We start from the raw sequence: 12,595 nt of genomic DNA, 5'->3' as shown, positions 1-12,595 counted from the left end.
CTCCATCGTTGTCGCCACCTCTACAATTCTTTGCAGAAGGCGGTACCCCTGCCGCAGAATCCCCTTTTGACGCAAAACGCTCAAAAGAAGGATCGCCCATGTTGCCTTTTCGGGTTTTAAATGAGGCAACCCTACTTAGTTAGGACTTCACCTCATTGATTGTTTGCCCGATAGCAACATGTTCGATTTCCCAATGGAAGAATGCGCTTTTCTGCAGGGTAAAGAGAAGATTTCCAGCGTATATTTTGCTTACGGAATGATCCTCCTTGTAATCCACCACGTGAAAGTCTGCTATTACTTGACGCTGGTTATTTGCTATTTCTACTTCCCTAAAATTCACCTCAAGTTTACCAAGGAGATTGTCATTTACCGATGAAAAAAATGACTGGATCGTTGCAACATCCTCAGGCTTCCAGCTCACATTTTGTTTAGAGGCATTTTTAACGTTTTCGATGGCTGTTTCCACTACTTCTTTTGGAGACTGGTAAATAGAGAAAAAAATCATTAGAACACCAAGCAGAATGGCAGTACCGATATACCCAGTTCGTTTTCTCATAAGTCGCACCTCTCCATCTTTTAAAAGTACAGAGAGTAAAGCCACGTCTTGATTTCCTGATTTTCTGGGTAGTACCGGGCCGTACTCGCATTATTAACTGTGTTATCAGCATTGTAGTTTAAATTGAAACATTTTCCAAATACACTCTCTTTTGTACGCATCAGCCACCTTTTTTGCAGCCAAAAAGAAAAGGGACATAGAAGCAGCTTCTATCTCCCTTTTTCAAACCCGACATTAAAAATCAAAGTTGTCCGGGTCTGGACCGACGCGATGGTTTTCATTCAAGCCATCGATCAACTCCATCTCTTCTTTTGTCAGTTCAAAATCAAACACCGACGCATTTTCCACGATGCGATGCTCTTTCGTCGATTTGGGAATAGTCACGACGCCATGCTGCAGGTCCCAGCGCAAAATGATTTGCGCAATCGATTTTTGATGCTTGTCGGCAATCCCTTTCAGGACAGGATTGTCCAGGAGTTGACCTTGCATGAGCGGCGACCACGCTTCGAACTGGATGCCCTGCTCTTTGCAGTATGCGCGCAGCTCGGTTTGCGACAGGCGCGGATGGAACTCCACCTGGTTGACCATCGGCTTGATTTCCGCGTCCTTGAGCAGCTCTTCCAGATGGTGAATGTGGAAGTTGCTCACCCCAATCGCTTTGACCCGTCCAGCCTTGTACAGTGTCTCCAGCGCTCTCCACGCCTCTTTGAACTTCCCTTCCACCGGCCAGTGGATCAGGTACAGATCCAGATAATCCAGCCCCAGCTTGTTCAGACTTGTCTCGTAGGCTGCCAGCGTCGATTCGTAGCCAAGGTCGGCATTCCATACTTTCGAGGTGACAAACAGGTCTTCTCTGGCAATTCCGGCCGCTTCCAATCCGGCGCGAATCCCGCGTCCGACCCCTTCCTCGTTGGCGTAGATCGCTGCCGTGTCAATGCTGCGATACCCGTGCTTGATCGCGAACTGCACGGCATTCTCCAGCTCCGGCCCTTCCTCTACTTTAAAAACGCCCAGTCCCAGCCAAGGCATTTTCACTCCGTTGTACAGCGTCGTTGTATCTTGCAAATGGTTTGCCATTGTTCGTTTCCTCCATCCTGATTTTTTGTAAATGGCTCCTTTCGCAAAGCAGTAGCCCTTGTTATCTTTGCCAAAGCCATGTAAAGTAAGGGCAGTGTTTTTATCCTAGGGTATATTCGTTGCCAAGTACGCGCGCGACGGCATGATTTGCGAAAAGAACTTGTAGCAATAGCAGTCAAATAAGTGGCAATCGGTTTGACAAGTGCTATTATGAAAGACAATAGTCAAAAGGAAAAGTACGTACTTTTTTGTGCGATAGGCACTAAAAAGTTCCTATGCAAGCAGGAGGGAATCGACGTTGAAAAAGAAGTACAACATTTCAGTCGAAGCCACGCTCGAAGTCATCGGCGGCAAATGGAAGTGCGTCATTCTGTGCCATCTCACACACGGAAAAAAACGCACCAGCGAGTTGAAGCGACTCATGCCGGGCATCACGCAAAAAATGCTGACGCAGCAACTGCGCGAGTTGGAGAGCGACGGCATTATCAACCGGATCACGTACAACCAGGTCCCGCCCAAAGTGGAATACGAGCTGAGCGAATACGGCTGGAGCCTGAAAAGCATTCTGGACGCACTATGCGCCTGGGGCGAGCAGCATATTATCCGCGAGTACGGGGACAAATACGCTGTATTGGAAGACAGCATACTCAATAAATGACACAGCGCCACCACCTCTTTTGCAGACGGAAGAGGTGGACGAACGAACTGTACCTGGCCTACCTGATGAAAAACAGGAGCCTGCCCCACCTGAAAGCGCTGATCGAAACGCTAAAAAGGACGGTTTGATTCCCCCGTTGCCGAAGCAAGCACGAAAAAGGCTGCGATCCTTGGAAGGGATCACAGCCTTTTTCTGATGGAATCTACTATTTTGGCGACGGGGCGCAGATTGCGCCCGTCCACGGCGAATCAATCAGCGGCGTGCTCGCTCCAGCTTCCCGCTTACGGCGGTGAGCAGCGCAGCACCTACCACCATCACCCCGCCCATCCACGGCGTATGGATCAAGCCCATTGTATCCACGACGATTCCGCCGACAAACGCACCGATGGCAATTCCCACGTTAAACGCGGCAATATTGATCGCAGAAGCTACATCGACGGCGCCGGGAACGTATTTTTCCGCCAACTGCACTACATAGACCTGCAGCCCTGGCACATTCATGAACGCCAACAGCCCCATCAGAATAATCGTTAGCGTGCCCGCTACTTTAAACGGTGCGGTAAACGTGAGAATAACGAGAATGACAGCCTGAATCACAAACATCCAAAAGAGCGCCTTGAGCGGGTTTTTGTCAGCAGCTTTTCCCCCAATCGTATTGCCGATGGCAATCGCAAGACCGTACACGAGCAAGATCACGCTGACGATACTCGCAGGATAGCCCGTGATCTCTTCCAGAATCGGTCCGAGAAACGTGAAGGCGACAAACGTACCGCCGTAGCCGAGCGCCGTAATAACAAAGGCCAGCAGCAGTCGGCTGTTTGTGACAATTTTCACTTGGTCCTTCAACGATGCAGGCTTGCCTTTTCTCAAATTGCCCGGAACCAGCACTGCCGTCGCCACGAGAGCAATCAGGCCAAGGATGGCTACGCCCCAAAAAGTCGCTCTCCACCCAAACATTTGCCCGATAAACGTCCCCAAAGGCACTCCCGTCACAGTTGCGACCGTCAATCCGGTAAACATCGTTGCAATCGCGCTCGCCCGCTTGTTCTCCGGCACCAGATCAGCCGCAATCGTCGAGCCGATGGAAAAGAAGACCCCGTGCGAAAACGCGGTGATAAAGCGGGCCACCAGCAACAGCGCAAAGCTGCCAGACATTGCCGCCACACTGTTTCCGACAATGAACACAATCATCAGCAAAAGAAGCAACGTCTTGCGCGGGATTCTGCTGGTCAGTGCCGTAATGATCGGCGCTCCCACAGCCACCCCCAGCGCATAGCCGGAAATCAACAGCCCGGCGAGCGTAATGGTCACATGCAAATCTTGCGCGACAGTAGATAACAGACCGACAATGACAAATTCCGTCGTGCCAATGCCAAATGCACTGATTGCGAGCGCAAGCAAGGCGAGCGTGGAGTTTTTCGCGCCTTTTTCTTGCTGCTGCACTCTATCTATAGCTGTACTCATGCGTAAAAAATATCCTCCTTCAGTTTTGCTTGCCAGCCATACGGTAGGGCCCTTCCGCATCATGATTGGCGAATGTGGTGTTGCTGATTGCCATTATCGAGCATGTGAGCTTGTAGCGGAAGTACGTACTTTTTAGTAGCATAGGCACTAAAAAGTGCCTATTTTGCTGCCTTCGCAAAAACCGCAGACCTGGCGTATGACGGCCTAACCAAAAGAAGGATAGTCCCGTATCTGGTCCGTCTGTGCAACTTGTGAAGAAAACAAAAAAGCTGGCCCCTCCGCTCTCATCGGCTGACCAGCTTATCTATCTATTTTATCCTGTGGGTGAGAAAGCGCCGACTATTGGCTGTTTCCAACCACCACTTCACTGCCGAACCAACAGGAAAAATCCGTCTTCATCCGGCTCTGGCGCTTCCTTTTCAAACCCGACCGCCTCGAAGCACCGCAGGCACGCGACATTGTCCTCTTCAATCCCCGCGATCCATCTTTTGACACCGGACAGTTCCTGATGCTCCAGCACTTCCCGCAGCAACGTCTTTCCGTACCCGCGATGGCGCAGGGAAGGGTTGACGATCAAGCCGATGCTTCCCTCCATCCCTTCCTCGATCTCGACCATCGCTACTCCGACAGGCTGTTCTCCCATAAAGGCAATCCAGACGAAATACGAGTCGTTCTCCTTCACAAACCCGTACCATTCCTCAAGCGGCTCCATCCCTTCCATTCGCTTCTGCACTTCCGCATCCTGAAACCACGTCTTCAGGATGGCAAGGTGCTCCTCCTGCAAACGTTCCATCTGATCCATCATCTTCATCGAAATCCTCCTTGTCATTCGTTTGTTGTGACGCTGCCTTCCGTGGCTGCATGTTGAATCAATTCCCGGGTATACAGCGTGATGAGCTGTTTGTAATTGGCAGAAAAGTCAATTTGCTGATAAATGTCTGCTTTCTCCTGAAACCGGGTTTTGTCCTCGGCGGGAAAATAAATGGAAATCCCCTTGCCTATGGGGTGCTCAGGCGTTTTGATGTTGCTCACCACGGCCTGCTCGACTGCGCGGGCAATTTTCTTCGCGCCTTCCTCGTTGCCGATGGCTTGTCCCATATACGCAGTGAAATCGGCAAGATCGACCATGTCTGCCTCGTCGGCATAGTTTTCGGCCCGGTTCCGTGCATCGGCGAGCTTGGAAAACGTCTCTGGCTGCGGCAGGAGCTCCACCAGCTGTTTACTGAACAGGTCTACCTCTTTTACCACTTCCTCCACTTTGGAGAGGCGGATTACCGATTGCTGCAAATCTTCTTCCTCCTCGTTTTCCAGCGAATGGTTGTGGTAGCTTACGGCGATTGCATTTGCCAAATCGACAGGACTGATGTCGGGGCGCTGGTGCAAGGTTTGGAAGACCGTCTCGTAATCCCATCCGTTTTTGTTGGTATAATCGACCGCCGCCACCATGTACTCCCCGTACTGTCTGAGGGCATAGGCGATTTCCAGTCCGGCCATTTTGCAGGCATCAAAACCGATGAGATCAAACTTCACGCCGGTTTTTTGATAAGCGTCATGCAAAGCGGATTGTATGACAGGCAGCTTCATTTTTTTATTGCCGTATGCTTCATCACCGCCGTACCCATCGACTGCCCCCAGTCCATGTCCCCAAAAGACCAGGACGTAGTTTTGCGCAGGAAAGGCACCTACTCCCCACTGGATAAAATCTTGCAGCGCATCCTTGCTGTCCATATTGCGGCGGCCTACGTCCTGAATCAGTTCCAGCCTGTTTTTCTGCACGAGCCAGCGTTGGTTGCGATCCGTCGCGATCGTGTCCAGCCACCACTTCCTGGCTCCCCCTGTCTCCAAAACAATGCGCACATCGGAGGAAGAGCCTACCTGCATCATTTCCTTGAGATCGTCAGAAGCAAGGTGAAAATCGCTTTCCAGATCGGAGCCCGGCATGTAAATCAGGATCGTATAGGCAGCCTTGTCCGGGCGCTCCGGGGCAGCGCATCCCACCAGCAAAAGTGCCGCCAAAACGGTCATCATCAACGCTTTACACATACTTGGAAGCCTGCATCTGGTATAGTTCCGCATAAATACCTCCCTGCTTCAGTAATGTGTGATGATCTCCGACCTCCTTCACCCTGCCCTTGTGCAGCAGCACGACTTGGTCGGCCAACTTTGCTGTGCTCAACCGATGGGAGACGACAATCACGGTCTTGTTTTTCGCCATCGCCTTCAAGCGACTGAATATCTCGTGCTCGATATAGGGATCAAGGGCAGAAGTAGGCTCGTCAAAAATCAAGATTTCTGCCGAGTTGTTGCGCATGCAGGCTCTGGCCATGGCAATGCGCTGCCACTCGCCGCCCGACAGATTGACTCCGCCAAACAGCCGGCCGATCTCCGTATCGTATCGGTCGCGCAAACGGGAAGCCACTTCATCAGCCCCGCCCAATGCTGCCGCCTTCTCGATCTCGCTCTGCTCGTGAAGTGCCGGGAGGTTCCCTACCCCGATATTCGATTTCATGCTCATTTCATAACGGACAAAATCCTGGAACACCGCCGTGGAATGAGCGCGAAACGCGCTGATGTCATAGTCGCCAAGCGCCTTGCCATTAAACCGGATCGTTCCGCTGGCAGGCTCATAGAAGCGGAGCAGCAGCTTGACCAACGTGCTTTTTCCGCTGCCGTTTTCCCCAACCAGCACCGTAACCTTCCCTTCCGGCAGGACGAGATGGTCGATTTGCAGCACATCCCGCCCATCCTGATAGGAAAATTTGACATTTTCCAGCACATATCCTGTCTGATACCCGCTTGGAAACGGCGCAGTACCTGACGGAGCCGACCCGTTCGCCCCGAGAAATTGCGCGATCCTGCTCACATTGACCATTTCCCGCGCTCCGATGGCAAACACGCCAAACAGCTCCGTAACGCCCTCCCGCAACTGAAACAGCGCTCCGATAAAGACCAGCAGCTCTCCCACCGGAAGGACTCCAGCCATCGCCTTTTGCACGATCAGGATCAAGACGACGCCGTTCGCAACAGCTTCCAGCACGCCCCACCCGAGATTGTGCGAAATCCACTTTTTCTGGTCGCGCGACAGTTGGTGAATCAATTGCCGCGCCATCTCCTTGTACTTGGCGGTAAAGTACGGTGTGAGACGGTACAGCTTGATTTCATTCGCCAGCTCGTGCTGCAAGGGCAGGCCCATAAAATACTCGGCTCGCCGCCGCAGCTCCTGAACCTCTTCCCTTCCTTCGAACGTAGCGTTATTCAGCTTGGCCTCCACAAAAAGCCGCGGCAACGCAAGCAGCAAAAAAAGGAGCGGTACATACGCAATGACGTTCCAGAGCAAAATCGAGCTGGCGACAATTTGAACGATTCCGCCAAACGTGCTTGCCGTCATTTCCAGCCATAGCGTAATAAAATACTCGTTGTACCTGACTACCTTCACCTTTGTATGAAAACCCGTCTCGTCAAACGGCGCAATGTCTTCAAAGCTGTTCGCCTTGTCCATGAGCTGTTCATCGATATGCTTCTGAATTTGCGCCGTCAACAGCTTCTTGTTCATTTCCACATACGGGTTCAGGACATCGACGAGAATCGTCAGCAAAACAAACAGAATGGCCATCCAAAAGACCGGCCCAAACGACAAAAACACCTGATGGTCTTGCAGCAGCCCCTCTATCACCTTGGCACTGATCCACACAAGCACAGGGCCCAGGATGGAATCGATCATCTTTATGAAAAAGACAAAGGTCGTTCTCGCAGGACTGGCCGCATAGATCAGCCGCAGCCCCCACCAGGCGTATCTAACCGTTTGCCACTTTTCCTTTATCTTCCTCAAAAGATTCGGCTTGCAATCGGTACATGTTTGCATATTCCCCACCTAATTCCATCAACTGAGAATGTGTTCCTTCCTCGACAATCCGGCCGTTTTTCAGAACGAGAATCCGGTTGGCCATCTTCACGGTACTGAACCGATGCGAGATCAGCAGCACGGTCTTGCCTTTCATCAGCTCGCGGAAGCTGTTGTACAGCTCGTATTCCGCACGTATATCAAGGGACGCAGTCGGTTCATCCATAATGATGAAATCGGCATCCCGATAAAGGGCGCGGGCAATCGCCAGCTTCTGCCACTGACCACCTGACAAGTCTACTCCGCCCCACTCTGGCCCAAGCATCGTTTCATAGGCGTGCGGGAGCCCGCTTGCCACCTCATCGAAGCCGGCCAAAGCAGCCGTCTTTTTCAACCTGTCTTGTTCGCCCATCTCCCAGCTGGCCAGGGCGATATTTTCCTCAACCGTTACGCCATATCTCCCGAGATCCTGGAAAACAGCCGCGATCCGCTTGCGCACATCCTCAATGTCCAGCTTCCCGATTTCTTGTCCATCAATCAAAATCTGGCCACTTGTCTGCTCGTAAAAACGGCAAAGCAGCTTCACCAACGTCGTTTTTCCCGACCCGTTTGCACCGACAATCGCCACGCATTCTCCCGGTGAAATCGAAAAGGAGACGCCTTGCAGCACATATTCTCTACCCGCTGCCTCTTCCGTTTCCGGCGGTTCGCTGTCCGCTTCCTCGGCTTCTTCAAAGTAAGTCATTTCGGCCAAGTCCGAATCGTCGTCGCCGTCGTACTCTTCCGGCTCAGCCTCGCTCTCTTCCGCTTCCTCTTCATCGTCTGCGTCGTCTGCATACTCATAGCGGAAATAAACGTCGCGAAACTCAATCGCCATCGGAGAGCCAGCCACGCTTTTTTGCGGCTGCGCCGCCTGCTTGATGTCCGGCTCCGCTTCGATAAACAGCCGGAAGTCATCGGCCATCCGCCACAGTTCCCATGTATCTGCCCCGTCGTTCGCAACTTCCCTCGCCTCTTTGGAGAGCTGGAAGACGGCAAGCAAATAGAGGGCAATGTCACCCGGCGTAATCGCCTGGGCATCAATCTGGTAAATAATCCACAGATACCCCAACCCCGCTACTGCTCCGGAAAAAAAGCCCGTCAGTGCCGAATCGCGGGCAAATCGGTTTTGCAAACGTTCAAACCGCGCGTACAGCTTGCCAAACGTCACCAGATACAGCTCGCGGAAGAAGTTGCCCAGTCCAAACAGCCGCACCTCCTTGGCAGCCCGCCGCCCCAGAAGCAAATCCCGCGCATAGTTCATCCTCCGCCGCTCTTCCGCGGCATCCTTCTCGTACTCCCAATCCAGCTCCGCGTAGCGATTCTGCTTGATCGCATAAGGAATGGTGCTTGCCACCAGGAGGATCGCCAAAAGCGGCGACAGGTTTGCGATCAGACCAATGATGCTCAATAAGGAAATGAGACCGGTAAAAAAGCTGGTGCTGATCGTCATGATTTGCGCGGGCAGCCAGCCAGTGGCTTCCCGAAGAGCCTCCAGGCGATTGCGATACTTTTTCTGGTCAAAAAACTTCATGCCCGGAACGTTTTCCCACGCCCGTAACAGCAGCAAGTTGATCGACAGCATGGATCGCTCCGACAATATTTTCACTACCCACTTTTTCAGGGAGGAGAGAATGACGAAGGCAACCATGCTGCCTGCATACATCCAGGCCCAGTGGAGGCTTTGCTGACCGGAAGCCCCCCCGTCGACTGCGGACAAGCCGTCGATGATTTGCTTGGACGCATACAGTTGAAAGGCAGGCAGGATGCCCTCGAAAAACATGAACAAAAACAGCGCAAGAATCAAAAAGGGTCCCGATTTCCATATCATGTTGCCGATCAGTTTTACCGTTTTAACCTGATCTTTGGCCTGCTGCCCTTTCTCTTGAAGTATGCTCCGGTAATCCGCCCACTTTTGCATCATTCATCGTGTTCCCCTTTTTATCTGGCCAAATGTTGCGGCCGCCGCGATTCCCCGATCAGTTCCACGTCTGCCAACCAGCGAGGATTGCATGGCTTGGCTCGCTCCAGCACATGGCGTCTCCCCCTGCTCATCTCCTGCAGCCAGATTTCCATGTCGATCACCGCACGCAAAAATTGGTACGACATGCCCAAATCATTATTGACATCCGTTGATCGGATCAGCGTCCCGACCAGATGATCCCAAAATTTCTCCTTGTCGATCACGCCAAGTGTATGTAACTGCACCTCTCCTGACCGGTCAAACAACTGCAGCAAGTTCCGCTTTTCGTTCTGCAAGCTTTTTCGCGCCATGTGCGCGTAGCTTGTCTTCGTCACTCGGTCGTACAGGTAAGGCGGCAGAATATCGGTAAATGCTTTGCGAATCAACATTTTCGTCCCGTAGTAGTTTTCGACTTTCCCGCGCTTGAGATCGTAATGCTGCTCGGTCGACACCGAAAAAGACAGCTCCATGATCCGCCTGTCGTAGAAAGGATGCATATTTTGCATCGACACGCCGACAGCGTCCAGATAGCTCGCCCGCGGCCATGTGTAATCGTAATGGTACCGTCTTCCCCAATACTTCAGCGGCTGGCTTTTCGCGTACCGCTGATAGTCCTCCTGCTTCGACCGGGACTCTCTGTTCAGATGGGTTTGCGTGAAGTAGTCCGGCATCTCGCACACCGTATCTGCCCAAGCCAGCTTGTAATACAGGTAGTTGTTCAACCCGGGGAGAAAAGGAGCGATCCCGTAGGCAAAGCCCAGCTTCACCGCCCGGCTGACGCTCTTGTCCGCCCATTCCCACAAGGCCTGGCCAAACGCTTTGTATTTCTTCTGGCGAAGGAGCGAATCCAGCACATAGTGTTCGCCGGAAAACAAAAAGTCTCCACCTTCCCCCGTCAGCCCCAGATCGGTCTGGAACTCATTGGCAAGCGCATTGTACATCTCGTTTACCAGCACATTGGCGCGCGGATCAGGGCCATCCAGATACCACAGCGGATCCCTGCCCAGCTCGGCATTCGCAATCCGCAGCGTATTGTCCCCGAGAATGATGATGCCCGGCAGCTGCAAATCCTGAAACAGCTTCCGGACGACATCCCTGTCGTGGCTCTGAATCATGTCGTCGCCAGCGAACGAGATGTTGACGCCGAGAATCCGTTCGCGATTTCCGCCCGCCAAGGCTGCAGCCAGCACGCCTGCGGAGTCAAGCCCGCCGCTTACCTCCAGAATCGTCTTTTCGTGATACAACCGCTCGTTCACAACCTCGATCAACCGCTCCCGAAACAAAGGAACGGCATCTGTTTGCAGCATCGGCAACTGCGCCAGGTCCTCGATTCCCCAATAGGAACGATGCGCAAGCCGGTTGTCTTTCCAGACGGAGAGGGTGGCGTCAGGGACTTTTTTGATCTCCTGAAAAAACGTGCTTTCGTCAAAGCTGTTTTCGCCTACGGCATATTGCGAGCTGAGATACATCGCGCAGCGCTCGTAATCAATGGCAAACGGAACAGCCTCCGCATGCAGCAAGGCTCGCAGATCATTGGACACGTACAATTCGTTGGAAGGTCCCTTCCAGTAGTAAATCGGCCTGGTTCCATATCCGTCACTTCCGATATACAGCGTCTGACTGCTCTCTTCCCAGACAGCGACCGTAAAATCTCCGTGGCTTGCGCGCAGCATTTCTTGCGGACGGTTGCTCAACAAGCTGTGCAGCTCGGCCCGTTGCGGACCGGACAGCTTGTCCGCCCGCTGAAACCCGCTGTTCGGATGGGTCAGCCAACCGTCCATGACAAAGGGAGAACGCAATCTCTTTTTTCTCGGCTGCTCTTTGCTGTTCGTTTGATAGCGATAGTAAAATTCGGCCATTTTTATCGCGCCGCCCTCGTATGTAGCGACGGCTGTCACGGTATCCTGCAACCAGACAGACAGGCTTCGCGTCCAATTGTTCCAGGCGTGGTCGCTTCCGCCATGCAAGGCTATCCACATCTTCATCCCAATGACACGGCCCACCTTTCCGCTTCTTCTTTCAGTCTGAGAATTTTCGTCACCTGCAAGTCGCCATACTTGTTTTGCGGGTCAATCATCTCGCCGTCAGGCATTCGCACCCACGCATGGGCAAACAGCTTCTCGTCCAGTTTCTTGACGCCAATCAGCAAATCAGCTTCCACCCCTGTGCAAAACAACAGCACCTGCATCGTCACCGCCACCGATACACACGTCGCCACCAGCTGGTCATCCTCATCCAACTGAATCAGATGCTCCCCCAGCTTCTGCAACTGCTTCCGGTCGATTGGCGACACTTTTCGCCTTGCCGCGCTTTCGTAGAGCGGAAACATCTGCACGGCAAGCTGCCGATACGCTTCGATAAACTCGTCCTTCAGCAACAGGTTGCGGATCATCGCATGGATAATCAGCGCATAGGCGTTACTGTCCTGGGTTGCGCCAAACCTTCTAAACATCATGGCCCGACACCACAATCAACTTTTTGCTGATGAGCTCCTGAATCGATTGATCCAACATGCTCGTCAATTCTTCTTCCGATTGCTGATAGAGTTGCGTCCATTTGGCTAAAATTTGGGCGGAATCTACCGGGCCGTCCGCCAATTCCTTCCACAACTCCATGGTCGCACCCTCCAGGCCGTAATACGCGCCATGCCGCATATCCAACAGGACGATCTCGTCTCCCATCTCGGTCGTATAAATTTCTTCTCTTTGGCTCACGATCATCGTTCATCCCACCTATCATCAGGAAATGAGAGAGTGGGAACGCCACTCTCTCATGCCTAGGCTATTAGCCTTTTTTCACGCCACGGCCATGTTTGCCGTCGCCTGGTTTGCTTTTTTTGGCAAGCGTTACATTCATGAACGTGCCATACTCTTTTACAACCCCAGCTTTCAGTTGCATATCTTTCACCCTCTCCCTCTATTATTGATAGGCATGCCTTACATTTACTAGATTACCTATAAATGGAATATTTTGTTATCCATTATTTTAAATCAGGTT

12 protein-coding genes are annotated in these 12,595 nt (G+C 52.4%); 1 reads left to right on the top strand and 11 read right to left on the bottom strand.

All coding sequences use genetic code 11. The annotated features are described in order from the left end of the window. Positions 1-139 precede the first annotated feature (139 nt). Both AAFJ72_RS01790 and AAFJ72_RS01785 read right to left on the bottom strand, forming a co-directional pair. Complete coding sequence (locus AAFJ72_RS01790; protein WP_432775841.1) at positions 140-556, bottom strand: hypothetical protein; 417 nt, start codon at positions 554-556, stop codon at positions 140-142. A 234-nt stretch (positions 557-790) separates the two neighbouring features. After that, positions 791-1,633, bottom strand: a complete 843-nt coding sequence (locus AAFJ72_RS01785) for an aldo/keto reductase (RefSeq protein WP_432775839.1) — start codon at positions 1,631-1,633, stop codon at positions 791-793. Between the two features lie 298 nt (positions 1,634-1,931). Between AAFJ72_RS01785 and AAFJ72_RS01780 the strand changes: the two genes are divergently transcribed. After that, positions 1,932-2,291 carry a winged helix-turn-helix transcriptional regulator gene (locus AAFJ72_RS01780; RefSeq protein ID WP_432775837.1) on the top strand — a complete coding sequence of 120 codons (360 nt, stop codon included), beginning with the start codon at positions 1,932-1,934 and terminating at the stop codon, positions 2,289-2,291. A gap of 252 nt (positions 2,292-2,543) precedes the next feature. Here AAFJ72_RS01780 and AAFJ72_RS01775 read toward each other — a convergent pair whose 3' ends face one another. The 9 genes from AAFJ72_RS01775 to AAFJ72_RS01735 form a co-directional block, all read right to left on the bottom strand. Then, the gene (locus tag AAFJ72_RS01775; protein WP_432775835.1) at positions 2,544-3,755 is read right to left on the bottom strand and encodes an MFS transporter; all 1,212 of its coding nucleotides are present in this window, start codon (positions 3,753-3,755) and stop codon (positions 2,544-2,546) included. 364 nt (positions 3,756-4,119) lie between these two features. After that, positions 4,120-4,566 carry a GNAT family N-acetyltransferase gene (locus AAFJ72_RS01770; RefSeq protein ID WP_432775833.1) on the bottom strand — a complete coding sequence of 149 codons (447 nt, stop codon included), beginning with the start codon at positions 4,564-4,566 and terminating at the stop codon, positions 4,120-4,122. A 14-nt stretch (positions 4,567-4,580) separates the two neighbouring features. Next, the gene (locus AAFJ72_RS01765; RefSeq protein ID WP_432775831.1) at positions 4,581-5,798 is read right to left on the bottom strand and encodes a clostripain-related cysteine peptidase; all 1,218 of its coding nucleotides are present in this window, start codon (positions 5,796-5,798) and stop codon (positions 4,581-4,583) included. Continuing rightward, positions 5,791-7,617, bottom strand: a complete 1,827-nt coding sequence (locus tag AAFJ72_RS01760; RefSeq protein WP_432775829.1) for an ABC transporter ATP-binding protein — start codon at positions 7,615-7,617, stop codon at positions 5,791-5,793. Before AAFJ72_RS01760 ends, AAFJ72_RS01765 begins: the two co-directional genes overlap by 8 nt. Beyond that, entirely contained in the window at positions 7,550-9,559 is a 2,010-nt protein-coding gene (locus AAFJ72_RS01755) for an ABC transporter ATP-binding protein (protein WP_432775827.1), read from the bottom strand. The genes AAFJ72_RS01760 and AAFJ72_RS01755 overlap by 68 nt, the downstream gene beginning before the upstream one ends. A 17-nt stretch (positions 9,560-9,576) precedes the next feature. Beyond that, positions 9,577-11,583 (bottom strand): asparagine synthase-related protein, encoded by a 2,007-nt coding sequence (locus tag AAFJ72_RS01750; protein ID WP_432775825.1) that lies wholly within the window; start codon positions 11,581-11,583, stop codon positions 9,577-9,579. Then, a complete protein-coding gene (locus tag AAFJ72_RS01745; protein WP_432775824.1) occupies positions 11,580-12,053 on the bottom strand; it encodes a lasso peptide biosynthesis B2 protein in 474 nt (157 codons plus the stop codon). Before AAFJ72_RS01745 ends, AAFJ72_RS01750 begins: the two co-directional genes overlap by 4 nt. Further along, positions 12,043-12,318, bottom strand: a complete 276-nt coding sequence (locus AAFJ72_RS01740) for a PqqD family protein (RefSeq protein ID WP_432775823.1) — start codon at positions 12,316-12,318, stop codon at positions 12,043-12,045. The genes AAFJ72_RS01745 and AAFJ72_RS01740 overlap by 11 nt, the downstream gene beginning before the upstream one ends. A gap of 64 nt (positions 12,319-12,382) precedes the next feature. Continuing rightward, positions 12,383-12,496 (bottom strand): lariocidin family lasso peptide, encoded by a 114-nt coding sequence (locus AAFJ72_RS01735; RefSeq protein ID WP_425455799.1) that lies wholly within the window; start codon positions 12,494-12,496, stop codon positions 12,383-12,385. Positions 12,497-12,595: the final 99 nt, after the last annotated feature.

It is taken from the genome of Brevibacillus gelatini, assembly GCF_050920745.1.
Classification (GTDB): Bacteria; Bacillota; Bacilli; order Brevibacillales; family Brevibacillaceae; genus Brevibacillus; species Brevibacillus gelatini.
This window is presented reverse-complemented; position numbering and strand designations above follow the sequence as displayed.